The sequence below is a fragment of the Henriciella mobilis genome (assembly GCF_003576315.1).
Lineage (GTDB): Bacteria > Pseudomonadota > Alphaproteobacteria > Caulobacterales > Hyphomonadaceae > Henriciella > Henriciella mobilis.
This window is the reverse complement of record NZ_QWFZ01000003.1, coordinates 64,549-89,978: the sequence shown is the minus strand read 5'-3', so window position 1 is coordinate 89,978 and position 25,430 is coordinate 64,549. Positions and strand designations below refer to the sequence as shown.

Annotated in this window: 23 protein-coding genes; 12 read left to right on the top strand and 11 right to left on the bottom strand. The window is 60.1% G+C overall.

The window, feature by feature from the left end:
• Positions 1 to 9 precede the first annotated feature (9 nt).
• Genes D1227_RS00445 through D1227_RS00435 form a run of 3 tightly spaced genes read left to right on the top strand, consistent with a single transcriptional unit; the run spans position 10 to position 2,207 of the window.
• Positions 10 to 471, top strand: a complete 462-nt coding sequence (locus D1227_RS00445; protein WP_119403414.1) for a DUF1330 domain-containing protein — start codon at positions 10 to 12, stop codon at positions 469 to 471.
• Positions 471 to 1,556, top strand: a complete 1,086-nt coding sequence (locus tag D1227_RS00440) for an MBL fold metallo-hydrolase (protein WP_119403413.1) — start codon at positions 471 to 473, stop codon at positions 1,554 to 1,556. Before D1227_RS00445 ends, D1227_RS00440 begins: the two co-directional genes overlap by 1 nt.
• Positions 1,557 to 1,586: 30 nt before the next feature.
• Positions 1,587 to 2,207, top strand: coding sequence for a TetR/AcrR family transcriptional regulator (locus D1227_RS00435; RefSeq protein WP_119403412.1), 621 nt, complete (start codon positions 1,587 to 1,589; stop codon positions 2,205 to 2,207).
• On the opposite strand, the gene D1227_RS00430 is transcribed toward D1227_RS00435, so the two are convergent.
• The 6 genes from D1227_RS00430 to pabB form a co-directional block, all read right to left on the bottom strand.
• Entirely contained in the window at positions 2,208 to 3,866 is a 1,659-nt protein-coding gene (locus D1227_RS00430; RefSeq protein WP_199288293.1) for a sulfatase, read from the bottom strand.
• Positions 3,867 to 3,870: 4 nt separating this feature from the next.
• Positions 3,871 to 4,908 (bottom strand): glutathione S-transferase, encoded by a 1,038-nt coding sequence (locus tag D1227_RS00425; RefSeq protein WP_233349523.1) that lies wholly within the window; start codon positions 4,906 to 4,908, stop codon positions 3,871 to 3,873.
• Between the two features lies 1 nt (position 4,909).
• Complete coding sequence (locus tag D1227_RS00420) at positions 4,910 to 6,682, bottom strand: arylsulfatase (protein ID WP_199288292.1); 1,773 nt, start codon at positions 6,680 to 6,682, stop codon at positions 4,910 to 4,912.
• Between the two features lie 68 nt (positions 6,683 to 6,750).
• Positions 6,751 to 7,605, bottom strand: a complete 855-nt coding sequence (locus D1227_RS00415) for a prephenate dehydrogenase/arogenate dehydrogenase family protein (RefSeq protein WP_158586525.1) — start codon at positions 7,603 to 7,605, stop codon at positions 6,751 to 6,753.
• 16 nt (positions 7,606 to 7,621) lie between these two features.
• A complete protein-coding gene (locus D1227_RS00410) occupies positions 7,622 to 8,368 on the bottom strand; it encodes a chorismate mutase (protein ID WP_119377815.1) in 747 nt (248 codons plus the stop codon).
• Positions 8,365 to 10,479, bottom strand: coding sequence for an aminodeoxychorismate synthase component I (gene pabB / locus D1227_RS00405; protein WP_233349525.1), 2,115 nt, complete (start codon positions 10,477 to 10,479; stop codon positions 8,365 to 8,367). The genes D1227_RS00410 and pabB overlap by 4 nt, the downstream gene beginning before the upstream one ends.
• Before the next feature lie 270 nt (positions 10,480 to 10,749).
• On the opposite strand from pabB, the gene D1227_RS00400 reads away from it, so the two are divergent.
• Complete coding sequence (locus D1227_RS00400) at positions 10,750 to 11,967, top strand: hypothetical protein (protein ID WP_119377813.1); 1,218 nt, start codon at positions 10,750 to 10,752, stop codon at positions 11,965 to 11,967.
• A 24-nt stretch (positions 11,968 to 11,991) separates the two neighbouring features.
• On the opposite strand, the gene D1227_RS00395 is transcribed toward D1227_RS00400, so the two are convergent.
• A complete protein-coding gene (locus D1227_RS00395; RefSeq protein ID WP_119377812.1) occupies positions 11,992 to 12,915 on the bottom strand; it encodes a ParA family protein in 924 nt (307 codons plus the stop codon).
• A gap of 46 nt (positions 12,916 to 12,961) precedes the next feature.
• A complete protein-coding gene (locus tag D1227_RS00390) occupies positions 12,962 to 14,296 on the bottom strand; it encodes an O-antigen ligase family protein (protein ID WP_119377811.1) in 1,335 nt (444 codons plus the stop codon).
• Positions 14,297 to 14,742: 446 nt separating this feature from the next.
• Here D1227_RS00390 and D1227_RS00385 point away from each other — a divergent pair, with 446 nt between their 5' ends.
• Entirely contained in the window at positions 14,743 to 15,330 is a 588-nt protein-coding gene (locus D1227_RS00385; RefSeq protein ID WP_119377810.1) for a sugar transferase, read from the top strand.
• Positions 15,331 to 15,438: 108 nt separating this feature from the next.
• The gene (locus D1227_RS00380; RefSeq protein WP_119377809.1) at positions 15,439 to 16,527 is read left to right on the top strand and encodes a glycosyltransferase; all 1,089 of its coding nucleotides are present in this window, start codon (positions 15,439 to 15,441) and stop codon (positions 16,525 to 16,527) included.
• Here D1227_RS00380 and D1227_RS00375 read toward each other — a convergent pair.
• Positions 16,524 to 17,189 (bottom strand): hypothetical protein, encoded by a 666-nt coding sequence (locus D1227_RS00375; RefSeq protein ID WP_119377808.1) that lies wholly within the window; start codon positions 17,187 to 17,189, stop codon positions 16,524 to 16,526. The genes D1227_RS00380 and D1227_RS00375 overlap by 4 nt on opposite strands.
• Positions 17,190 to 17,327: 138 nt before the next feature.
• Between D1227_RS00375 and D1227_RS20085 the strand changes: the two genes are divergently transcribed.
• From D1227_RS20085 to D1227_RS00350, 6 genes are all read left to right on the top strand, one after another.
• Positions 17,328 to 17,504 (top strand): hypothetical protein, encoded by a 177-nt coding sequence (locus D1227_RS20085; protein WP_158587751.1) that lies wholly within the window; start codon positions 17,328 to 17,330, stop codon positions 17,502 to 17,504.
• 140 nt (positions 17,505 to 17,644) lie between these two features.
• On the top strand, positions 17,645 to 18,562 hold the full coding sequence (locus D1227_RS00370) for a metallophosphoesterase family protein (protein WP_233352881.1): 918 nt from the start codon (positions 17,645 to 17,647) through the stop codon (positions 18,560 to 18,562).
• A 16-nt stretch (positions 18,563 to 18,578) separates the two neighbouring features.
• A complete protein-coding gene (locus D1227_RS00365; protein WP_119377807.1) occupies positions 18,579 to 19,172 on the top strand; it encodes a polysaccharide biosynthesis/export family protein in 594 nt (197 codons plus the stop codon).
• Between the two features lie 93 nt (positions 19,173 to 19,265).
• A complete protein-coding gene (locus tag D1227_RS00360; RefSeq protein ID WP_119377806.1) occupies positions 19,266 to 19,907 on the top strand; it encodes a hypothetical protein in 642 nt (213 codons plus the stop codon).
• Between the two features lie 141 nt (positions 19,908 to 20,048).
• Positions 20,049 to 21,308, top strand: coding sequence for an outer membrane beta-barrel protein (locus tag D1227_RS00355; RefSeq protein WP_119377805.1), 1,260 nt, complete (start codon positions 20,049 to 20,051; stop codon positions 21,306 to 21,308).
• Between the two features lie 59 nt (positions 21,309 to 21,367).
• The gene (locus D1227_RS00350; protein ID WP_119377804.1) at positions 21,368 to 23,608 is read left to right on the top strand and encodes a GumC family protein; all 2,241 of its coding nucleotides are present in this window, start codon (positions 21,368 to 21,370) and stop codon (positions 23,606 to 23,608) included.
• Positions 23,609 to 23,656: 48 nt separating this feature from the next.
• Here D1227_RS00350 and D1227_RS00345 read toward each other — a convergent pair whose 3' ends face one another.
• The gene (locus D1227_RS00345; protein WP_119377803.1) at positions 23,657 to 24,031 is read right to left on the bottom strand and encodes a hypothetical protein; all 375 of its coding nucleotides are present in this window, start codon (positions 24,029 to 24,031) and stop codon (positions 23,657 to 23,659) included.
• A 125-nt stretch (positions 24,032 to 24,156) separates the two neighbouring features.
• The gene (locus D1227_RS00340) at positions 24,157 to 25,377 is read right to left on the bottom strand and encodes a glycosyltransferase (RefSeq protein WP_119377802.1); all 1,221 of its coding nucleotides are present in this window, start codon (positions 25,375 to 25,377) and stop codon (positions 24,157 to 24,159) included.
• Between the last annotated feature and the right edge of the window lie 53 nt (positions 25,378 to 25,430).

Sequence of the window (25,430 nt, the reverse complement as noted above, 5' to 3'; positions counted from 1 at the left end):
GATAACGGAATGCAAGTCGTCAATGAACTGCTGCCAACCGACCCCAAACAGGTCGAAGCATTGATGCAGCCGGGTCCGGATGGGCCGATCTACATGCTCAACCTATTGAAATTCAAGGAAAAAGCAGAGTATGAGGATGGCCGCGAAACGTCCATGACGGGGCGCGAGGCCTATGAAATCTATGGCCGCGCCGTCGCCGGGGTGCTCGAACAGTTCGGCGGGCGGGCCATCCTCGCCATGGACGTGAATTTCCTCGCCATCGGCAAGGTGGAATCCCTCTGGGATGAGGTCGCGATTGCGCAATATCCAGACCGCAAGGCGATGATTGCGATGTCGATGTCTGAGGCCTGGCAGGCGATATCCATCCACCGGACCGCCGGACTGGAGGGCCAGCTCAACATTGAGTGTACAATCCCCCCGGACATGAGGGATAGTGCGTGGGCAAGACGCCTCCTGGAAGGAACCGGATAATGCGCAAGTGGCTTTGGGGGGGCGGCATTGTCGCTGTTGTGATTATTGCAGGTTGGGGCGCACTTCGGCTGCTCCAGGCCGATATTGGCATGACGCTTTTTGAGCGCCAGGCGAAGGAAATTGTCGGGACGGATGCGAGCGCGGCGCTGGAAAACGGCCTGCATGTCTACCTCTGCGGAACCGGCTCGCCCCTGCCTGACCCCTCGCGGGCCGGTCCGTGCCTGGGGATTCTCGCGGGACAGTCTGCCTTTATCTTCGATGCCGGCTCAGGAAGCATGCGGAAACTGGCGCGGATGGGTTTCCCCATGGGCCAGACCAAGGCGGCCTTCCTGACCCATCTCCACTCCGATCACATCGACGGCCTCGGCGAGATGATGCTGCAAGCCTGGATCGTCGGCAGCAGGTCTACCCCACTCCCGATTTATGGCCCGGTGGGCACGCAGCAGGTCAGCGGGAGTTTTGTCTCCGCCTATCAGATCGACAGCCAGTATCGGGTCGCCCACCACGGAGAAAAAGTTGCGAATCCTCAAGGCTTTGGCCTGGCTTCGGAAGAGATTGAGTTCGAAGAGGGCCGCCGCCAGAAAGTGGTCTATGAGGCAGGCGGCGTCACCATAACCGCGTTCCTGGTCAACCATGAGCCGGTCGAGCCGGCGCTCGGATACAGGGTGGATTATGCAGGCCGGTCAGTGACGATCAGCGGCGATACGATCAAGGACGATACCGTAATCCTGATGGCGCGCGACACTGACCTTCTGGTCCACGAGGCGCTGAACCGGGACATGGTCCTACTCATGGCGGATGCGGCAAAAGACAATGGAAACAGCAGCTTATCCAAGATTTTCTCGGACATCCTGGACTATCACGCTTCACCCGCAGAAGCCGCTGAGGTCGCCGAAAGTGCCGGGGCCGGCATGCTGGTATTGACCCATATCGTCCCGCCCTTGCCAAGCCGGTTCCTCTACCCCGCCTTCCTGGGCGAAGCGCCAGACCGTTTTTCGGGCGACGTGGTCGTTGGTGAAGACGGCATGATGGTCAGCCTGCCAGCCAAAAAGCAAACGCAGTCGCTACGGCAGCTGCTCAATTGACCGCAGAGAGGCAGGGCGCAAACTGACGGTATGAGCGAAAAGCCACCCCTCCGCGTCGTTCCTGCCGAATCTCCGGAGTCGGATGGACGTCGCGCCCGCAGCGAACGCAGCAAGCTGCAGATCGTGGACGCCTTGTTCCGCCTGATCCTGGACGGAAACCTGGATCCGAGCGCCGCCAGCGTTGCCGAGGAAGCTGCCGTCGGTCTTCGAACGGTCTTCCGACATTTCGAGGACATGGATTCGCTCTATCGTGAGCTGACAGCCCGACTTGAGGCCGAAATACTCCCCATCGTCATGAAGCCTTGGTCATCGGCGGACTGGCGTGCGCGCCTGCACGAACTCGTCTCTCGCCGGGCCGGGATCTACGAGCGCATCATGCCTTTCAAGGTCGCGGCAAACCTCCGCCGCTACCAGTCCGACTGGCTGATGCATGATTATCAGCGCTTCCTGAGAATGGAACGCAGCGGCCTTCACGGCATCCTGCCGGATGAGGTCCTGGCCGACCAAGGCCTGTCAGCGGCACTTGAAATGGTAACAGGATTTCAGACCTGGCGGCGGATTCGTCAGGATCAGGGCCTCAATCCGCAGGAGGCTGAAGCGATGCTTCTGCGGACGGTCGATGCGCTGCTCGCGGATATTGAGCGGGGCTGATCAGTTCGGCCAGTAGATGACTTCGTCTCCGGGTTCGATCGTATCGGCCAGTGTCTTGTCCACGGCGACTGGCCCTTCAACAGAGTATGGGTAAAGCGGTTCGCGCGCGCCCTTTTTATGCTGCTCCAGCATGGCCGACATCAGGACCACAAGCTCGGGCTCTTCCTCGGCAAGATTGACCTGTTCCGTCGGATCGTCCGCGAGATTGTACAGCCAGACCTTGTCCGGCCGCTGGCTGACCTGCAGCTTCCAGTCTCCCTTGCGAACCACCTGATTGTAGGCGCTCTGCCAGAAGATGGTATCATCGCCCAGCGCGTTCGCCTCACCGGTCGCGAGCGGCAGCAGGTTCCGCCCGTCGATTTCAACTCCGTCCGGCAGGGCTGCTCCGCAGGCCGACGCGAGCGTCGGCAAAAGATCGATGTGCCCGGCCGGGGCGGCTACTTCCTGGCCGGCGGGAATCCTGGCTGGCCAGCGGATGAACAGCGGCACGCGGATGCCGCCTTCAAACAGGGTCAGCTTCCAGCCACGGTAAGGGTCATTAATTTCAGGCAGTCCGATATAGCCCGGCCCACCATTGTCGCTGGAGAAAATAACGATCGTATTCTCCGCAAGACCCTCTTCTTCCAGCGTGTCGAGGATGTCACCGACGCTGCGGTCGAGTGCGCGGATCATTGCCGCGTAAACGCGAAGGCGGTGCGGTTCGAGATCGCCGACGGCGTCATAATCCTCCCGGGTTGCCTGCAGCGGCGTGTGAACACCCCAATGGGCGAGGTAGAGGAAGAAGGGCTGGTTGCGATTGGCGCGAATGACCTTTTGCGCCTCGTCTGTCCAGTAATCCGTCAGATAGCCGCCCGGCTCGAACCAGTCTCCACCATTGAAACTCGCCGCGTATTGCATGCGTGCCCACAGGAACTTGTCGACTGGATCGAAGTCGATCTTGGCGTTGACAACGTCCGGGTCGTGTTCCGGCAGGTAGAGCCCGCTCGCCATCAGCAGGCTTTCGTCGAAGCCCTGCGCATTAGGGCCGAATTCGTCGCCACGTCCAAGATGCCACTTGCCGATATGCGCCGTGTGGTAGCCGGCGTCCTTCAGCACCTCGGCCATGGTGACCTCGGAACCCGGCAGGCCCTGCTCTGAAAACGGCGGCGAGGCCTCAGCCGCGTCCTGGTTCCATTCGACAGGCGGCAGACCGCTCGGCTGGTCCTGTGAAATCAGTGAGAGGATACGGCCCATATTGTCCGGCGTGGGCGTGAACTCGAAGCCGGTCCGCGTGGGATAGCGACCGGTCATAAGCATGGCGCGCGAGGGTGCACAGCTTGAGGTTCCGGAATAGGCGTTGGTGAAGATCGCCCCCTGACGGGCCAGCCGGTCGATGTTGGGTGTTTTCACAGCGCCGCCCGCAACGCCGCCCCCGAAGGTCGAAATGTCATTGTAGCCAAGATCGTCGGCAAGGATGAAGACGATATTGGGCGGGCGCTCGGAGGCCGGCATATCTGCGGTTTGCGGGCCTTGCTGCCAGCTGATCGTACGATTGGACGCCACCTCGACCTTGCCCGTATTCGAGGCGATGAACAGGATCAGCGACTTTCGGTTGAGCCAGGCGAGCGCCGCGCCGGCAACCGCGACGATCAGGATACCCAGAACAAGCTTCTTCAACATGGGGTCAGGCTTTCAGTCTGGTGGTGAACAGGGCCTCGCAGCCTGTTCCGGACAGGGCTTCATCGACGGTCTTTCGGGCGGCATCGTCAAGATTGGCATGCGCCGTACGCAATGCTTCGAGACATTTGGCCTGATAGGGGAAGACCGGTTGGGCCCAAGGGCGGCCATCGACCTCGCCCGAAACCTCGCTGGACCCGGCCATGGCGGCCCTGGCATTGGCGATGAGAAAGGGGACATAGACCCGGCCAATCTCGTCCAGGAGTGGCTTCAGCCGCGCCCCAGCTTTATCAGCGGCGATCCAGTCGCCATCCTGGGGGTCGAGGCCGGACAGGTCTTCCATCCTGTCGATCCATGCCCTTACGCGCTGCGAAGTCTCGCTGGTAACACCGGCTGATGTCGGCTCGATCACGGCAAGCTGGGTCAGCTGGCCGTAGATGGCGAAGTCCGATGCGCCGGGCCGGGCGCCCATGACATAGCCTTGCTGCGCGATAAGGCTGTCGAGAATGGACAGGAGGCGTTTGTAGCTCGCCTCGATGGTTTCTGCGGTCGTCTCATTCGATCCAACGACATAGAGCCGGTCGACCTGGCGTTTCGTGAACTGGTCGGCGGCCTGCTTCGCCTGGTCGGCATCGATGGTGGGCATCGACCAGTAGACCAGAAGCGGGCCCGCATTGCGGCAGTCGACTTCGCGCGCCCAGCGATAATGAAACATCGCCTTGGTCAGCCACTCATCAGCATAGTCCTCGATCAGGGCATCAATGAAGGCGAGGGCAGGGTCTGCAGGAATGACAGAGCGTCCCGAATAGTCCGCCTCCAGCCGGCGGATAATGGGTGTTGAGTCGACGACGGCTTCGAGCGCGCCGCCGTCAGTCGGGAAGTAGAATGTCGGCAGCAGCTTCACCTTGGGCTGCGGCAGGCCAGCGGGCGGATTCTGGTGACCGCCCCAGATCATCTCATAGGGAATATGCCGGTAGCGCAGCAACGCCAGCATCTTGCGCGTATAGGGCGAGCCCGGCGCTCCGAGCAGTTTCAGCCTGTCCAATTCAGTGTCCTCCCGATTTCAACAAGGTGCTGCCAAGGCGCCAGACGCCCCAGACAGCAACAAGGATGAGGCCTAGCCCGATCACGCCAATCCACCAGTAGGATTTCAGCTGGCGCATCTGCGTGTTGCGGGTCAGCACCTTTTGGCTGTCATACCCATCAGGGACGGGCAGGACGCCCATATCGGCGGCATATGTGTCGTAGGCGGTGAGCAGGGCCTGCATGATGTCCGGGGCCGCGGCGGCAAGATCGGTGGTTTCGCCCGGGTCGGTCTTGATGTTGTAGAGCCGCCAGCGCGCATCGCCCCATGGCTTCTGGTTTCGGGTAATCTTGTAGTCGCCGAGGATAAGGGCGGAGTTGCCGGAGACTTCCATGGCGATCGGCTCGTCGGGCCCGTAGATGGCATCAGCGGCGCCTGACAGCAGCGGGACGAGGCTTCGTCCTGTGATCGGTACGCCGGCAGTCTGACCGCTGGCTCCTGCCATTTCGAGCAGGGTCGGCGCGATGTCGGTGACCTGCGCGACAGCGTCCTCGCGAATGCCCCGCTCGATGCCTGGGCCCGCCATGATCATCGGAACATGGATACCGCCTTCGGAGCTGTGAAACTTGAACAGGTCGCCTGGAGAGGACGCCGCCATGGCCCATTCCGGGCCGATGAAGCCCCAGCTGCCCTTCTCGCCAATCCCGTCGAGGCCGAGATGGTAGCCATTGAATCGCATCCAGAGCTTCAGACGCCAGTCATTGTCACCGCGCGACGGCTCGGGCCCGTTGTCCGACGTGATAACGAACACCGTATTCTCGTAGAGCCCCTGTTCCTTCAGGTGGTCGACAAGGCGGCCGATATGAAGGTCCATCGCTTCGAGCATGGCGGCGTTGACGGCCATGCGGGCAGCATAGAGGGCCCGCTCGTCTTCGCTGAGCGACTCCCAGGCCCGCATCCCGGGTCGAAGGGGTTCCAGCGGGGCATTGGCGGGGATGAGGCCGATCTCCTTGGCCCGCTGCCAGCGGCGTTCGCGCAAAGCCTGCCAGCCGTCGGTGTAGGTCTCGCGATACTTCGCCGTGATCTCCGCAGGCGCCTGAACCGGGATATGGACGGCCTGGAAACCGAGATAGGCCAGGAATGGCTGCGCGCTGTCTGTTTCGCCAAGATAGTCGATCATCTGATCGACAATGAAGCGCGAGGAATAGAAATCATCCGGCAGGCTGGCCGGTTCGCCATCCTCATACCAGGGCGCTTCCCGGTAGTACGGCATGTACGACTTGTCTTCCCAGTTGTCTGCGCCGGACGCATCGAGCGCGAAGGACCTGTCGAAGCCATGCGCCGAGGGCAGGGCGCCTTCATCGCTGCCAAGATGCCACTTGCCGGTCAGAAGCGTGCGGTAGCCCAGCGGTTTCAGGCGGGTCGCGATCGTCTCGACGCCTGGTTCCAGGCGCATGGTATAGCCGGGCTTGCCGACATGCTCCTTCGGGAGGACTTCGGGGATGGTCGCAACGCCGGTGCGGTGATTATCGATCCCTGTCAGCAGCATCGCCCGCGAGGGCGCGCAGAGAGGTGAAGTGTAGTAGCGGGTGAACATCACGCCCTGCCGGGCAAGCGCATCGATATTGGGCGTAGCTGCCTCTCCGCCATAAACGCCGAGGTCCATGAAGGCCGCGTCGTCGATCAGCAGGATGACGAAGTTCGGCTTGTCGGTCGACACCTGCGCCGTCGCTTCTGGCGCGATCAGGGCCATCGCGCCGAGCATGCCGGCCCAAAGGCGGCGAAGTCCTCTCATGCGTGTCCTCCCGGGACTTTTTGGCATTATTGGTGCCATAAGTGAGCGGACTTAGAAAGAAGAGATTTCTAGCGGGCGCTGTCCAGCCTGCTGAAAAGCTGGACGCAATCTTCGGATAGCGCTGTTGCCGGGGCCCCGAGATTGGTTCTGGCTTTTTCCAGAAACCCGGAGAAGGCAGTTGCGTCGTCCGCCTCGCAGATATCATCGAGCGTCTTCAAAGCGTCGATCAGCTTTTGCCGGGCGGCGCTCGCAAACGGGTTGGACGCTTGTATCTTCCAGTAGACATGGGCCTCGCCGGATAGGATGCGTGCTGACAGCATACGCATGACCCGGTTGGGCGGCGTATCAAACAAGGCCCCGTCCGCACTGACTGAAGCGATAAACGCCATCAGGGCCGCATGAAGTTGCGCCTGCGCCTCGGCAGCGAGGCGGTCATGCTGTTCGCTATCAAGCCTGATGATGTTCAGGCCAAAGCGTTCGAGAAATCCTGTCAGGTCCTCCGGATAGGCGGGGCGACGCAGCTCGGTGACGACAATGGACCGGCCGGTCCAGTCGAGGCCCGGGCCGAAGAGCGGATTGATTGAAACCAGGCCGCATCTTCCGGCATTGCCCAGGGCCGCGACATATGGCGCCTTCACGGATGTGCAGTCCACCAGTGTGGCATCTTCGGACATGGCGCCTGCGACTTGCGCGGCGGCCTTGCAGGCAATGGCATCAGGAACGGCAAGTATCACCAGGTCGGCGGCCTTGAGCGCGATCCGCATGTCTCGCGAGAGCGCAGTCAGGTCCGCGCTGACAAGACCGGCGCCGGGTGTGATATCCACCGCGAGCGTCTCGAAGCCGGCAGCATCAAGCCGGTCACGAAACATCCGGCCCATGCCGCCGGCGGCGCCGAAAACGATTGCGCGGTTGCAGAACGGCATGCCGGTCTCCCGTCCGTCAGGCCCTGTCCCGGCACACAGTCGCTGGCGCTCCAATGTCCGACGCTCCCAGCGATGTCCTGAACAGTCGTTCGACATAGCGCACGACCAGATGGACTGGTGATCCAAGGTGAACGGTGGCGATCCGGATGCCGGCATCGGTTTCCTGTATGTCGGAGACCTTGTTACCCCGCCGCTTCAGCTCATAGGTGGTCGCGTCCAGCGAATGCACCTCAATGGCCAGGTAAGCTGGCGACCCTGCCTCGCCTGCCGGTTCGTTTCTTTCCTTGGCGACCACTGTGACATTGCCGCCCCTGAGAACAGCGGTCCGGCCTTCGGATGGGCTTCCGCCGGCGACGTCGACCTTTTTGAAGGAGAGCCGCGAGCAGATCATGCCGCAGGCGGTATCCAGGTCGTCGACCTCAATGAGTCCGTGGTCGAACCCGATACCCTGGAAAGCCAGCTCGCCGCCCGGTGTCTTGGCCACATCGTTTTCGACCTGACAGGCATGGGAAATGATTGTGGTCCAGAGCCGCTCGACGAGCTTGGGGTCAAGGCCTGCCTGGACGGCCCGCTGCCTGCGCGTGGTAAACACCTCACCGATGCGCGTCGGCTGCATCACCGCAATGCCGGTGTCGCGCTTGTATTCGGCGACGTCGCGAATTGTGTCGAACCGCTGGCCGAGCAGGCTGATCAGCTCGCTGTCGATCAGGTCCAGGCGGCTGCGAAGCATTTCAAGATGATCGATGGCCATGACGCTGGTCATTCTGCCGGCGCCTGCTGTTCGTTGTGGGTGACGACTTCGACATCGGCCGGGTCGAGCGTCAGCAAGGCGTTGCGGAGCAGTTCGCCTTTCAACATGGTTTCGTCAAACTCGGCGACCGGATCGGACAGCGCGACGATGGCACCGCCCGCGCCGATGGACGCGCGGGTCCCGTTCAGCACGACGGTGCGGATCACGATGTTGAGGTCGACCGCGCCATCGAGGGAGAAGTAGCCGATGGCGCCGGAATAGATACCGCGCGGCCCGGCTTCCAGATCGTCGATGATCTCCATCGTGCGGATCTTCGGGGCGCCAGTCATCGAGCCACCCGGAAAAAGCGACTGTACACAGGACACGGACGTCTCGCTCTTGCGCAGCTCGCCAACCACAGTGCTGACCATCTGGTGAACCGTTGCAAAGCTCTCGATTGCGCACAGTTTCGGAACGGTGACCGTCCCGGTGCGGCACACGCGGTTGAGATCGTTGCGGATCAGGTCGACGATCATCAGGTTCTCGGCCCGGTCCTTCTCGCTGGTATAAAGCTGCTGCTTGAGGGCCTCATCCTGCGGCCGCGTCCTGCCGCGGGCGATCGTTCCCTTGATCGGCTTGCAGTTGACATGGCCGTCTTTTGAAATCTTCACCATGCGTTCGGGCGAACAGCTGAGCACGCTCAACTCGTCAAATCGCAGGAAGGCCGAATAGGGCGCCGGATTCATGGCGCGCAGATGCTGGTAGGTGCCGAGCGGACTCTTCTCGTAAGTTTTCGTCCACTCGTTGCAGAGGCAGATCTCATAGGATTCGCCATCGCGGATCTTGTCGAGCGAAGCATTGATGCGCTCGATATAGGCATCGCGGGAATGCCGTTTGATCCACGGGTCTTCCGGTTCGGTCTCGCGAAGGACGGCATCAAACGCCGGCTTCGATATCAGGCAGCTGTTCTGCAGGCTGGTCTCAACCGTCGTGAACCAGTCCTTCGCTTCGCCTTCCTTACCGGGTTCGACAAGGCAGACCATCCAGGCCTGCTTGAATTTGTGATCGAAGGCGATGAAGCGATCGGCGAAGATCATTTTTGCGTCGGCTTGCGGGCTCTTATGGGCATTCTTGCCGCCGCTGAGCGCTTTTAATTCATAGCCGAGATAGCCGACATAACCGCCCTTGAAGGGTACAGGCATGTCCATGTCGTCGACGAACACAGTGGCCTGCATGCGACGGGAAATGTAGTCGAAGACACTCTCTTCGAACACCTCGGTTCCGGCCGACGTCGTGACGTCCACGCGGTTACTGCTCACGTCATAGCTGAGCGTTTCTGCGCGAGGGCCGGCACCATCGCCCATGAAGGAAAAGCGCCCCTGTTGCTTGGCGTGGGCACTGGAGTCCAGCCAGAAGGCATCGGTAGACTTGCCGTACAGGATCTCGAAACATGCATCCGATGAGAGATCTGTCGTGAGCTCGCGCAGCACCGGTTTCAGGCGGTTCGTCTGGCTAGCCGGCTGGTCGGAAGCGACATCGACCTCCTCGCCGGGATATTCCGCGCGCAGGAATGTATCCGCCAGCTCAAGAAAGTTCGCGATGACCTTGTCGCCGTATTCTGTGGCAATTGATTCCGGATGAAACTGGACGCCCCAGAGCGGCAGTGCCTTGTGATGCAGGCCCATGACCAGCCCGTCCTCGGTCTTCGCATCAACCTCGAGACAATCGGGCAATTCGCTGACAACCAGCGAGTGATATCGAACGGCGTTGAAGGGCGAGAGAATGCCCTTGAACAGCTGCTGGCCATTATGGTGGATCTTGCTGAGGCGTCCATGCATCGGCTCGGGGGCATGCGTCACAAGCCCGCCGGCGAAATGCGCAATCCCCTGGTGGCCGAGACAGACGCCCAGGACAGGCTTGCGAAAATCTCTCAGTATGGTTTCGCAAAGGCCGAAATCGCGTTGCCGGTCAGGCCGGCCCGGTCCGGGCGAGAGGATTACGGCATCGAAATCCATTGAACGGAGTTCGGATTCAGAGATGGCGTCATTGTAAAGGACGATCGGGTCGCTGCCGGATGCGGCGGCAACGAGCTGAGCCAGATTATAGGTGAAGCTGTCATAGTTATCGATTATGAGCACTTTCATTGCCAACAGCCCCCCTTCCTGGCGTCGATGCATCCACAAGTCAGAGCAATGATCATGCCGCTTTCGCGAGCCTGACCAGTGACGGCGGAGCGTTGGCAAATGGATCCCGGACGCAGGTCCGTAGCAACCGTGTTCATTCCCTTTGACATATCTGTGCCGATTGGCTCCCGGCAAGGGTACACGCAGTATTTGTCAGCGGCGTGGTCTGGTACGGTTCATGCGAGAAATGCCTCATCCGGAAAGCCTCCGGACGATGTGGAGACAAGGGTCATGCGGCTCGCAGGCATGAGCGCCGAACGCGGCGAGTACTTTGTACAGGCGTTTGATTACGAAACGCGCGGTGGAAAGCGGCATTCAATCTTCGTCGCACTTCCCGACTGGGTCAGCGACCCCGTCAGTGCTGACCAGGCCTTTGTGCTCGGCGCGTCGATCGCGTTCGTGCTTGGCGAAGATTATACGCAGGACATCCCCGTGACGGAGACAACGGCGCGCAATGTCGATGACGTGCTGAGCATCTGGCATGACTGGCACCCGTACAAGCGAAAGATCGCGATCCGTGCGCCCGTTTCCCCTGATCTCGGTTCCGGCGGACGACCCGCCGCGAAGGAGGCCTGTTTCTTTACGGCGGGCATCGACTCCCTGTTCACCGCGCACAAGCTTGGCCCGGCCATCGAGGCACTCGTCACCGTTGTGCATGTGGAGCGCTTCGATCCGGCCAAAGTGCGCAGCGAGATCGATGAAGTGTCCGAATACGAAAAGTTCGCCAGAGCGACCGGGCGTGTCTTCATACCAGCCGCGTCGAACGTCATGACGGCGGTTCCGGAATATTTCGATGCCTGGTCGTATCTCAGTCACGGCGCGGCGTTTTCATCGATTGCGCATGCGCTTTCGGGCGAGTTGCGGCGTATCCACATCTCCTCATCGGCGCCTTATTTCCAGCTGATGCCCTGGGGCTCGCACCCAGAGATCGACAAGCGCCTCTCCTCGGCCAGCCTTGACGTAAACCATTTCGGGGCGGACTGGGAGCGCTGGGACAAGACGGTCGACCTGGTGCGCGATCCACTGTCGCTGTCGGTGCTGAATGTCTGCGCAAGCGGAAAACTGCCGCCGCCCTATCCAAACTGCTCGAAATGCCAGAAGTGCACGCGCTCGATGATGATGATGGACCTGGCTGGCGTAGACAGGTCGCAGGCGACGACCTTCGACTGGAGCCTGTATGATCTGGACCGTATTTCGGCGCTTCACCTGCGCTCGAAGAACGAGTTCAACTCCATGCATGACGTGCGTAACAAGGCGATCGAACTCGGACGCGGTGATATCGTCCGCACGATCGACCGCATGCTGAGCGGCTCGGAGAAGTTCCTTTTCCTGACGCGCTGGGAATTCTACCTTCGCCAGCGGTTCCGCTCGATCATCTGGATGAAGCCGGCGCTGAAGGCCTTTCGCCGCGGCGTCTATCAGGCGTTGGGGCTCAGGCGCAGCCTTTGATGGCGGGCGGCTGAGTAGCCCGCCTCAGGACCTGACCAGTTCCGGCTGCTCGGCGCCAAGGCGCGAAGCAAGGAAGCCTGCAAAGCTCTCTGACAGGCGCCGGACGTCGTTGCGCAGATTGCCATACTTGCCGCGCATGGTGTGGTAGCTGTCGATATCGGCGCGGTCCATGGCCGCCAGGGCCTGGACGGATTCCGGGATCGTCGGGCCAAACTGCCGGTTCTTCAGGTAAATGTTGCGCAGTTCATGCTCGGCTTCGCGCGCGTAGCGGGTATTCTTGAAGCGCGTGATCACGACGAAATTCCGCTGGGCGATGTCGGCTGCGATATTGGCTGTCATCCAGTCGGAGAACTGTTTCGTGCCCCAGATCGAGACAGGGTCCGCCAGCGTTGGCGTCACAAACGTCTCCGCGAGCATAAGGCCGGCGCGCGCGAGCGGGGAGAGGTAGGGCGGGGTATCGATGATCACGACGTCATAGATCGAATGTACCGGTTCGAGCGCCTCTGAGAAATGCTTGTGAAGCTTGCGCGCGAGTTCGCTTGGACGGGTTCCTTGCCCATAAAGCCGCTCCTCGACCTCCATCTCCGCGAAGCGAAGGCTCGGATGCGATGGCAGGATCGAAATCCAGCCGCGCCGCTGATCGCGCTGTTCGGCCTGATGCAGCTCTTCAAGGGTGACCGCATTTGGCAGGATGAGATCGGCCAGGTTCGGTGTTGCACCCGAAGCAAACTGGTTCAGCAGGCTGATAACGCTCTTGCCCTGCTCATACGCCATTTGCAGGCCACGTTCTGTCAGCATCATCTGACTACTGTTCGCCTGCGGGTCGAAATCCACGACCAGAACATTGGCCCCGAAATAATACGCCAAGCCGTCTGCGAGCATCAGGGTCGTGGTCGATTTACCGACACCGCCCTTCAGGTTCGCCACAGCCACAAATGAAGCTGACAATGAATACTGCTCCCGTCCCTGCCTGCGATTCTGCAGACCTTAGCCGTCAACGCGACTTACTGCCCCCAAGTCTCGTCTTTTCAGGCATGCCACAGGCAAGTCCAAGAATAAAGGCGTACGTCCACATGATGCTCGGGATCTCGAGCGGGAAGTCGACCATGTTATGCAGGAAGAGGAAGATGGAAGCGGCAAGCGCCATGCGGCAGAGATAGGATCGCGTGCGGTAAGAACCCTGGCTGGCGCCGCGCACGATCCTGGAGTGGAAGATGGCCTGCACGGTTGCAATGGCGAGCAGGCCGACAATGCCGCCCTGCAGGAGCCATTGAAGGATCACGTTATGCGCGGCACCCAGCAAGACCAGCATGGCGGCATTGTCCATCGTCGTCATGGATTCGTTAATCCGGTTGAAGCTGCCGAGGCCGTGGCCAAATATCGGTTTTGTCTGCCACTCTTGCCAGTATTCCGAGAGCAGGGCCCAGCGCCCGGCCCCGTCGATATGAAGGTCTCCAGCGCGCTCGCTGATATCGCCGACCGTCAGCGCGAAGGCCAGTGTTAGCGCGAAGGCCAGAGCAATGAGGCCGATGACCGTATAGCGGTGTCTGGCGAGATTAAACGTCTCGGAATTGCGGCGAACGAAGACTTCGATGGCCGCAGTTGCGGCGAGGAATGCAAGGGTCAGGAAAATGGCCGCTCGAGACAGCGACAGCAGCAGACACCCTGCGCAAAGGACCAGCGCCACAATAGAGACATAGCCCTCTCGTGGAATGTAGCTGAACTTCGCAAGGATCGGGATGCCCGTCGCCACGCGTGAGCGCATGATATAGGCAAGGTGCATCGACGATACGATCACGCCGAGGCCCATGAGAGAGCCGAGCGTGTTGGGCGAATGGAAGCTAAAACTGAGCCGGAAGTACCGGTCGGCGCCCGTTCCGGTTGCCAGCTCTGCCGACATCATCGGATAGCTGAGCAGGGCAAGTCCGGCGATGAAAGCAAAACTGCCTGACAAGACTGTCCAGCTGGTCATCAGCATTTGGCGTGACCGGCCAATCATGGCCCCTGAGGTCCAGAACACGATGGCGATCGCCAGCTGCATCACTTCGGTACGGGCCTGATGCCAGTTTCCGGTCCATCCGAGGGCAACGAAAAGCGCGAGCAACCCAAAAAGAAACAGGGTCAGCGGAGGAGAATCTGTGTGTGGACGCATCATAATGATGCATCCAAGCCCACAACACGCCAGCACGCCGACCCAGGCTGAGGCCGCCATTGTGTCGGCACCGTGGGAGAAATGCGCAATCAGCAGTGTTGCCGGGACAAGGAAGCAGGCGGCCACCCGCAGCTTTGTATCATGTCGGACAAACTGTCCCGCATTGGTAATAGACATCGCTTCCCCCTTCTCGATGCTGAGCCCAAATCCGGTTTTTTGTCCAGAAGCTCGGCATTTTGCATGAAGCTTGAGCGAGAAATGTGCCAAACTGGCGCGTTCTTCGGCAGCTGCCCGATTGTGCGGGGGCCGGTTCGCGCCTCAGGGGAATATGCTTGAAAGTCCGGGCTGGCTCGCGCATTGCATTGATTAACATTGTGTAAACAAATTGTTTCGCGCAAAGTGAAGTTGGCGAAGGGACGTCGCCAGCAGGGAAAATCAATAGCCGGGTCGAATAGGGACCAAGATTCGAAACGGCTTCGGTAGTGTATTTGGGGGAATCGGTGCCTTTCAACGATTATTCGAACGTCGCGTTTGAAGACGCGAACAAGACGGCCAGGCAACAAACTCGGCAGGGGCCCGCTGAAAAATTTTCCAAGGCGGGAAGCAGCGTCCTGAAACGCGGGATGGACATTGTATTGTCCGCCGCGGCTCTGGTATTCATTTCGCCGCTGCTTCTTTGCATTGCGGTACTGATGAAGATCAAGGACCCCGGTCCGATCTTCTTCGCGCAGAACCGGATTGGCCGCGATGGCAAGGAATTCCGCTGCCTGAAGTTCCGTACAATGGTGGTGGATGCGCAAGAGCGTCTTGAGGCGCTTCTGGCGACAAATCCGGTTGCCGCTCAGGAATGGCGCGCGACCCAGAAACTGACGGACGACCCGCGGATCACGCCGCTCGGCGACTTCCTTCGCCGCTCGTCACTCGATGAGCTTCCGCAACTGTTCAACATTCTCAAGGGTGAGATGTCGATCGTTGGCCCGCGCCCGATCGTCCGGAACGAAGCGGCCCGTTATGGCGACAAGTATGACTTCTATCTGAGCACGCGGCCGGGACTGACGGGCCTGTGGCAGATCAGTGGTCGCAGCGATACCTCCTATGACGAACGCGTCGAACTTGATGTGACCTATGTCCGCGACTGGACCGTAACGGGCGACATCAAGATCATGGCGATGACAGTGCCTGCGGTGCTGTTCTCCAAGGGCGCCCGCTAGGACACCTTACTCCAGCCAAATTCCCAGCCCGGGCAGAGCGTAAACCCGCTCCGTCCGGGCTGGCGCAATATCTGCTTTATTCAGGGCAGATTGCGAGGAATATGTCTGATGCGTGTTGCCCTGATACACTACTGGCTTAACGGAATGAGAGGCGGAGAGCGTGTGCTCGAAGCCTTTTGTGATCTTTTTCCCGATGCCGACATCTTTACGCATGTCTGTGACCGCAAGAGGCTTTCCTCAAAGCTGAACCAGCACGACATCAAGACGACCTTCATTTCGAAGATGCCGTTCGCGCGGTCGCAGTACCAGAAGTACCTGCCCTTCATGCCGCGAGCGCTGGAGGAACTGAACCTTTCCGAATACGACCTTGTCATCTCTTCGGAGTCAGGTCCGGCCAAGGGTGTGATTCCGCGTCCGGACGCCTTTCACATGTGCTACACGCACTCGCCGATGCGCTATATCTGGGACCTCTATCCGCAGTACCAGGCATCTGCCGGCAGGCTGGCAAAGATCGCCTTTCCGGGTATCGCTCATCGGCTGCGGACCTGGGACGTCACAAGCGCCGCGCGCGTCGACCAGTTCCTGGCCAATTCCAGTTTCGTCGCAAAGCGGATCGAGAAATATTATCGCCGGTCGTCGGAGGTCGTCTTCCCGCCCGTGGCGACGGAGGACTTCAAGATTGCCGACGAGTCGGAACGCGGTGACTATTTCCTCGCGGCTGGCGAGTTCGTTCGCTACAAGCGGTTCGATCTGGCGATCGACGCCTTCAACGAGCTCGGCCTGAAGCTCAAGGTCATCGGCGACGGCGAGGAGCGAAAGGCGCTTGAGCGGAAGGCCGGCGACAATATCGAGTTTCTCGGTCGTGTACCGTTCAGCGAGCTGAAACATCATTTTGCCCGCTGCAAGGCCCTGGTCTTTCCCGGCGAAGAAGACTTCGGCATGATTCCGGTTGAAGTCATGGCGTCAGGCCGCCCGGTCATCGCCTATGCGCGAGGTGGCGCGCTCGACACCGTGGTTGATGGTTTGAGTGGCCTGTTCGTGAAGGAGCAGACTGTCGAGGCGTTCGTCGAGGCGATCGGCAGTTTCAAGGATGAGGACTTCGACCCTCAGCGGATCCGGGCCCACGCCGAGACGTTCGGCCGTGAACCCTTCAAGCAGAAGGTCCGTCAGATCCTGGCCCAGAACGGGATCAGCTAGTTCGCTGGCAGGATTTCATGCGGGCGAATATCTGACACCACTTTGCGCTGATAGTCGCGAAAATCGATGCCGAGCGCCGTTGCCCGTTCCCTGGCTTCTGCCAGGAATGCGCCGTCCATGTGCCACCAGCGTAGGAACTCGGCCCCCCGAAATACATCGAGGCGTACCTCTTCTGGCATGTCCTCCCAGTGATCCAGTGCAAAGCCCAGACGCCAGCGCAACAGGTCCTGGTCGCAGTAGCCGCATTGATCAATCGATGTCTGGAACGCGCTTAGCGCAGTTCTGTCGACGTGGCCCTTGAGCCGACTCTGATAGTAGGCCAGTTCGGCCCATGCATAGGGCTGTTGAGGCTGTTGGGACAGGCTGGCATGCGTCAGCGAAATCGCAAGCCGGGCAGCTTCCGGCGAGGTCAGTTCCAGTGCTTCGGCCGCGGACAGCATGACTTGCGGCCCGGCGCCGGAAGTCAGCAGGGTTTCAGCCTGACTGAGCGATATCCGGGATTGCGTCAGTTTTCTGGACTCGTGATTCAAGATGAGGCCCTGAATACACAGGGCCGCCGTGACCGCTGTGGCAATGATCAGGCCGATTTGCTTCAGGCGCCCGACGGGTAATTCCAGAGGCTGCACCCGGACAGCTTGCACATCATGCCATAGTTTTGACATCAGCCCTTGCCTCCATGTGCACAAGCACAATTCAGAGAACTAAGCGAGTTGTTGAGTATTTGTTCAGGAAATTCAATCCTTGGTGAACTAAACACGTTGTTCCGCGTTCGGGACAAGGTCAAACGATAGCCAAAGTACATGCCAACACCAACTTCCACTTCGACGCCTTCTTCTGCAACTGTGCATGCGCCTGCGCGCAAGCGCGAACGTCGTCGCGCCGAGAAATGGCCACTCTGGAAGACCTATCTTTTCATTCTCGTTTTCTGCACGCTCGCCTGGGGCGCCATCTTTCTGGTCATTTTTACTGCAATTTAGAGGCCGAAGGCCCTGAACTAATTGCAGAAACAGTGACTCGCGCACACTTCTTGCTATAGAATATATGTAAAGTTGGAACTTCGAGCGACGTCGAGGGGGACAGATTGGCTCGTCAGTCAGCAAAAGAGACCGCGGCTAGCTTGCTGCGGCGCCTATGGCACAGGCCGGTCGCCCTCGCGCGATCCGGTCTGGCATCCATGGCCGGCTGGCTCAAGGAACGTTTCCCGGTTCTGGAACGCAGCAGGGTGATATCGCGCCGTGCTGCAATTACAGATCAGCCTGGCCTCGCCTCAATGCCTGTCGCAGCCGCAGCCATTGCCGATGCGGCGCCGCAAGCCGCGCCGGCAGAGCTTCCCGACGGGATTCTTGTCTACGCAGTAGGCGATGTGCACGGCCGCGCCGACCTGTTGCAGGCCCTCTTCAAGCGCATCGAGGAAGACGCACGCGAGAGTGAAGCAACGCCTCACCTCATTATGCTGGGCGATTATGTCGACCGCGGGTTCCAGTCACGCCAGGTGATTGACTTCCTGATGAGCGACCAGGTGTCCCGGTTTGAGACGTTCTTCCTGAAGGGCAATCATGAAGAGGCGCTGCTGCGCTTTCTGGAACAACCCGAGCATGGTCCTGAATGGGCAAATTATGGTGGTCGCGAGACGCTTGTCTCTTACGGCGTGCGACCGCCTCGGAGCCTGACGATGAACGACGAATGGCTTTCGGCTCATCAGCAGTTCCAGGAGAAATTTCCCGAGTCGCATTTGCACTTCATGCGCGCGCTGGACGTGTCCGTCCGACTGGGTGACTACGGATTCGTTCACGCCGGGACACGGCCTGGCCGGGCCTTTGACGAACAAGAGGAACATGACTTGCTTTGGATCCGGGACGAGTTTCTGAAAGCAGGTGAGCGAGATGATGTCGTCGTGGTTCATGGACATACGCCAGCAGATGATGCCTATAGTGACTTCCGGCGCATCAATGTCGACACAGGGGCCTATTTCAGCGGGCGCCTCACGGCTGTTCGCCTCGAAAAGGACCAGATCAGTTTTCTCAAGACACGATAAGGCTACGCGCAAACCCATGATGATTTCCTGTTTTCGCGCGCTTTGCGCAGTCTTCCTGGCCTCGGTGTTCCTGGCAGCTTGCGAGACGGCCCCCGTACAGGCGGACAGAAATGGCACACCGGACGCAGATGTCATGACAGACCGGGTCGTGACGGAGTACCGTCTCAGCAATGCAGATCGTCTGCGCGTGACCGTTTTCGGTGAGCCCGAACTGTCTGGCGAGTTCGTCGTGGACGGACAGGGTTTTCTATCGTTGCCGTTGATTGGTGACGTGAATGTCGAAGGGATGACCGTCCGCGAGTTCCAGCGTCTGGCTGAAGAACGTTTTGGTGACGGCTACCTGCGCGAACCGCGCGTGAGCGCGGAGGTCGTCAATTACCGCCCATTCTATATCCTGGGCGAAGTCGCCCGGCCGGGCGAGTATCCATACACAAATGGCCTGACCGTCATGAACGCCATCGCGACGGCCGAGGGGTTCACCTACCGAGCCAACAAGCGCTTCGTCTTGATCAAGGGCGCTGAAGTGGATGAAGAAATCCGCGTCGAGTTGAAGCCGACGCTGAAGGTGCAGCCCGGTGACACGATCCGCGTGGTCGAGCGCTTTTTCTAGGGCTCACCTTGCACCGCAAAAAAGGGTGTATTTCTTGCACCGTTGCGATATCGTAACGACTGGCTTCAGGGACGAAGCCAGAAGGGGACAAAAATGAAACACATGGCCATCGCAATGGGCCTCGCAGCGGCCATTGCAGCGGCAGGCGCAGTGTTCATGCACGGCGATACCGCGTTCTTCACTGCACAAGACGATAACGACAAGGTCGTGGATGCCCTTGTTGCAAACGTTCAGAATGAGGCTGGCGAAGTGCCAGCTATTGCTGCGCCGGCCAATGATGGCGAAATGATCCGTCCGACCAGGATTGCCAGCATGAACAAGCTGTCATTCGCAACCCGGCCGGGTGATGACGTGCCGGTTGGCGTGGCCCAGCCCGTCGACCTGAATGGCCTTACCCTGGAAGCATTGAATGCTTGCGCAGGCCAAGCTGACATCGTTGAGATTGCAGGCGAACTGCCTGGCGGTTCACTGCATGATCTGTCGGCCTACGCCGCTTGTGGTGAAACGGTTGGCCAGAAGCTGGACAGTGCACCATCGATTCCGGCCTCTTTTGCCGAGGCACAATCGCCTGAAACGCTCTCGCCGCAATGGAACAATCCTTCGGGCGTTCATTTGCGGCCTCGGTTCGGCCATGCACTCGGTCCGGCGCAGGAAGCCTTTGACTTGCTGAAGCCAGGATCAGCGCCGCCGGCAAGCTCCGGCGTCCAGTCCACCTCGGACTACCGGCCGACCTAATGGCTGCTTAATTTTCCGGCCCGGGACACACGGCTGTTCCGGGCCGGATTGCTTTCAGGGGATAGAAAGCTTCGAAAGGTACACGAACTGGTATCGTCATTGCTTAGGTGACCCGTAGCGTGACGTTTGGGGACACTAGACATGATCAAGACAGCACACTTTGTAACCGCGGCTTCGGTCGCTGCCATTTCGGCTTCTGCGTTTACGGCGCAGGCTCAGGACAGCTTCTTTGATCGAAATAGATACGTCTCGGTCACAGAGCGCCCGCAGCCGGAATTCGATCCGGTGCCGGTTCGCCTAGGCGCCTTCGAGGCTCAGCCCCGCCTTCGCGTGGGTGCGGGCTATCGCAGCAACCTGTTCGCTTCGACCACTGACGAAACCGGAGACTCCTTTGGCGTCATCGCACCGTCTGTTGACCTGGTGTCGACCTGGTCTCGCCATGAGTTTGGAGCGTCGCTGGCAGCAGAGCATACCGAGTATGTCGATACCGGTTCAGAATCGGCCACAGACCTGTTTGCCCGGGCATTCGGCGGTCTTGATGTAACCAGCAGCTTCGGTCTCGTCGGCGCGGTGCTGGCCGAACATACGAATGAACCGCGGGCCTCCGTAGCGAGCGATCCGGCAGCTGCAGAGCCGGTCGAAGTTGATCGTGTTGGCGGCGAAGCCGGGATCAACTACGAACAGGGCCGCGTGCGCCTGCGTGGCCGCCTGTCCGCCGATACCTACAATTTCAGCGATGTCAGCCTGAATGGTGGCGGCACATTGGACCAGGACTTCCGTGACCGTGACGAGATGACAGGGTCCGTCCGGGTTTCGTATGCCCCGCAACGGGACTGGTCGGTTTTCGCCGAAGGCAGTGTCACGTCCCGGGACTATGACGCGCCAACGAGCCCCGGCCAGCGCACCCGCGACTCCGAGGGTACGATTGTCCGCGTCGGCACGAATTTCGAACTTCCGATCCTGCTTCGCGGCGACATCGCCGTTGGATATCACCAGTTCGAATATGACGATCCTACCGCTGAGGATGTTTCCGGCCTTTCGGTCGAGGGCAATGCGAACTGGTTTGTCACACAGCTCACCACGGTATCGGCCAGTGCGTCCCGGCGCGTTATCGACCCAGGCATCCAGTCCACGGCCGCCGCGACGCAGACCGCGCTCGGAGTAAATGTGGACCATGAGCTTCGCCGCAACTGGCTGGTCAATGCTGGTATCGATTTCACGAATTTCGATTTCGAGAACGTCGATCGTAGCGATGACCGCATCGAATTCGAGGTCGGCTCACTGTGGAAGTTCAATCGCAATGCATCGGCACGGCTGAGCTACCGGTTTGCAGACCAGGATTCCAATGTCCGGTCTTTCACTGACAATCGCGTGATGGCGACGCTGATCCTGACGCCCTAACCGGTCGATCGCCTGCCCCTCACCTTGAATGAAACGCATAACCAGACGGAAACAGACCAGTGAACAGCCAGATTCCAATCGATACGCGTTATGCCAATCGTCCCTACTACGCGCCCGAAGGGAACGCGTCGGACGAGAAGATCACTGATCCGAAACAGGCCCTGCGTGCGCTTCGCCGCCGGCTGGCCCTGTTCCTCCTGGTCGTGATTTCGGTATTCGTGACCGTGGCCCTGTTCACCTTTCAGGCGACGCCTGTCTATTCGACCAGCGCCTCAGTCATCATCGACTCGCGTGACAAGACGGTGGTCGACATCGGGTCGGTCCTGTCAGGCCTTCCGCCTGAATCCACCGTAGTCGATACTGAAGTGGAGATCATCCGCTCGCGGTCTCTGGCCGAAAAAGTGGTCCGCCAGCTCGACCTGACCAGCTATCCGGAATTCAATCCGCTGCTGCGCGAGGCGAGCATGTCCGATCAGGTCAAATCCCAAATCAAGAGCTGGCTGGGCGGCGGTTCGAGCAATGTCGCCGAGGAATCCGAAGCGGCATCCCAGAAGAAAGAGATGGAACTGGTCGTCAACTCGCTGCTCTCGCAGACATCTGCGCGCCGCATCGGAACGACCTATGGCATCGAAATCTTCGCCGATAGCCACGACCCGGAACTGGCTGCTGCCATCGCAAACCAGATCGTCGATCAGTACTTTGTCGAGCAGCTGGACGCCAAGTTCGATGCGACCCGCCGGGCAAACTCCTGGCTCGAGGAGCGCCTCGCCGAACTGCGTGAGGAAGTGAACCAGGCCGAGAATGCGGTGGAATCCTACCGTGCCAGCTCGGGCCTGATCAGCGCCGGTGCGACGACGCTCAACGAGCAGCAAATGGCGGACCTCAATGCCCAGCTCATCGTCCAGCGTGCCGAGCTGGCGACCGCCGAGGCGCGTCTTGTCACGGTTCGCGAAATGGCGCAGCGCGGTATCTCTGCTGAAGTCAGCGGCGAGGCCCTGAATTCGCCGGTCATTTCCGAACTTCGCCGCCAGCAGGCTGAAATCCTGCGCCGCCGCGCCGACCTGCAGAACCGTTACGGGCCAAAACACCCGGACATTCAGGGCATCAATAACGAAGAAGCCAATATCCGCGACCAGATCCAGGTTGAGCTGCGCCGCATTGTATCAAACATCGAAGGTGACGTGGCCATCGCCCGCAAGCGCGTGCAGAGCCTCGAGACCAATCTCAACTCGATGCGCAACACGCTGGCCCAGAACAATCAGGCCGCCGTGCGCCTGCGTGAACTGGAGCGTAATGCCGAAGCCTCTCGCTCAATCTATGAAGCCTTCCTGGCGCGCTTCAAGCAGACCAACGAATCCGAAGGTCTTGCAGAACCCGATGCACGCCTCCTTTCGTCCGCGCCGGTTCCGCGTACGCCGTCTTTCCCGAAGACGTCGCTGAACCTTGCTGTCGGCCTCGTCTTTGGCCTGATGCTGGGCGTCGGCGCCGTGGTAGCTGCCGAAGCACTGAACAGCCAGATCAGCAGCGGCGAGGAGATCGAGGAGCACTTCCGCGTGCCATTCCTCGGCAACTTCCCGCGCCTGACCGGTTCGGCCAAGCGCGATGCGCGGACCTATCTGCTGGAAAACCCGACATCAGCCTATGCCGAGAGTTTCCGGAACCTCAGGGCGTCGATCATGTTTGCCGACCTGGACTCGCCGGTGAAGACGGTCGCGATCACGTCCTCGCAGCCGGACGAAGGCAAGACGACCATGACCCACGGCCTCGGCCTGATGTCTGCCATGTCCGGAACGCGGACGCTGATCATCGATGGTGACTTCCGCCGCAAGCGGCTTTCCGACGTGGTCATGAGCGAACCGCCTGAGCGCGGCTTCCTGGAATGCCTGTTCGGAGAGTGCACGATTGAAGAAGCTGTGCAGATCGATGAGGCGAGCAATCTCCACATCCTGCCGCTGACGCCGTCGCGTCACACGCCCCGCGATGTGTTTGGTTCGAAGGCCTTCGACCAGCTCATGGAACAGCTGCAGGACATCTATGAGTTCATCATCATCGATACAGGCCCGCTGCTCCTGCTCGCAGAGACCCGCGTCCTGACGAGCAAGGTGGACCAGGTTGTGATCGTATCGCGCTGGCTCAAGACAAACCGGGCTGCCCTCAAGCAGACCCTGTCCATCCTGCGTGACTTCCGCGCCCGCGTGGCTGGCGTCGTGATCAACCGGGTGGATACCAGCAAGTATCACCGCCAGGGCTACGGCCACTCCGGCTACAAGTCGTACGCGAAGTACTACACCAGCGGGTAAGACTAAGACGATTGAGACCGGCGTTCCGGCGTGCCTGATCCGAGAGGGTCAGACGTCGGAGCGCCGGGACTCTATGCGCAGGGTGGCGCGCCGCTGGATCAGTTCGATCACCGCTTCCTTCGACTTGCCAGCGACATCGCTCGGAGACGCCAGTTTCGAATCCTTGGCCATCTTCTTGAGATCGGCGGCAGACAGTCCGCCAAGTTGCTCTGCAACTTTTTCAGGCGTTTCCCGGGCGACCAGTTCGATGGGATTGATGAGCTTGGCGGCGAGCTTGGGATCGAAAACGACATTCGCGCCGAGCGCACGCACAACGCGATGCGCGAATTCGGGGTTGGCGGCGAATTCGCGGCGAAGCTCCTCGAGAACCCGATCCAGCGCTTCGAGAACATCCTTGGAATCCGAGCTGTCCTGACCACTCATAGCCTGTCTCCCCTTTGATGCCGGCTCAATGGCCGCGCAAGCGCGCACCATGACGCGCAACGTGCTTTGCTTACAAGGGTTTCGGGGGGCATGGAAAGTGCTGCGCGTCGGGCTGTGCCGAAATATCAGGCCCGTCCGGCGGTCTTCTGTTCGAAAAGGCCAAGGAACCGTTCTGTCCATTCCGCTGTCGTTGAGCAGATATTCTCGGCCTTTGAGAAGGCGTTCCTGCTCAGTTTACTGATCAGTGCATCGTCCGCTGCGGCCTCCCTAAGCACTGCGGCCAGGATGTCAGGAGAATTTGCCGGGAAGGTGCGCCCCATATCGAGATGGGCGATCTCAGCAGACAAGGTACTCGGCTCGGAACTCAGTATAGGCAAGCCACTGCGGGCGCACTCGGCAATAACCAAGCCGAACGGTTCACGCCAGCGGCCGGGGACGACTAGCGCGCGCGAGCGGCCGACCAGCTGCGCAATTTCCTCGCGCGTGCAGAAGCCTGGAAATTCGATTTCGGGATAGCCCGCCACAAGACGATCCATCATCTCGCCTTCGCCGACCATGATCATCGGAACGCTTGCAAGCCTCGACGCTCGAGCGGCGATGTCCGCGCCTTTTTCCGCATTCAGGCGGCCGACGAACAGGAAGGCTTCATTCTGCTCGGCTTCGACCCGGTCGGTGGTGTAACCATTTGCCGGATTCGGAATGTTCACAAGATTCGGCGCCCGGAACCCTGCCGCGCGCATCACCTGTTCCATACCGGCATTGAGACAGACAAAGGTCATCTGCGATTGCGCGAAGCCAGCCAACGAATTCAGCCGCAACTGCCGGGCCATGCGCCAGTATTTGTGGGCAGAGTTGCGCCGGTCGCACTGGCTTACCCAGCAGGCGGCCGACATGGGCTTTAGCTTGCAGATCTCACCTGTCTGGAAGTTGAGCAGGCCGCCATTCGGGCAGACATTGAAAAAGTCATGGCAGGAGACGACCGTTCTTGCCTCGACGGGCTTCAGCGCCGCGAACACGCCGGGTGACAGGATCTGCGCCCAGTTGTGCAGGTGGTAAACGGTGGATGGCGTATCGTTCTGTGCGATCCAGTCTGCAACGAGGCATTTTGCTTCAGCGTTGTGAAAGCCTTTGGTCATGGCGGCGAACGTGCCCGCTTTCTTCAGCTTTGACTGGCCAAGGCCGTGCACGTCGATGCCCGCCTCAGCGAGTTCGTCGTCGCCAGATTCGCCGGTCAGATAACTCACCCTGAAGCCGCGCTTTCGGTATTCGAGCGCAGACAGCCGCGCGAGTCCTGTCGCGCCGCCGCGCGCTTCAACGCTGTCATGGATGATCACGATATGGTTCATGGACGACACGCCAAGAAACTCCCCGGGCCCGGCTGCTCCTAACCTGCAATGAT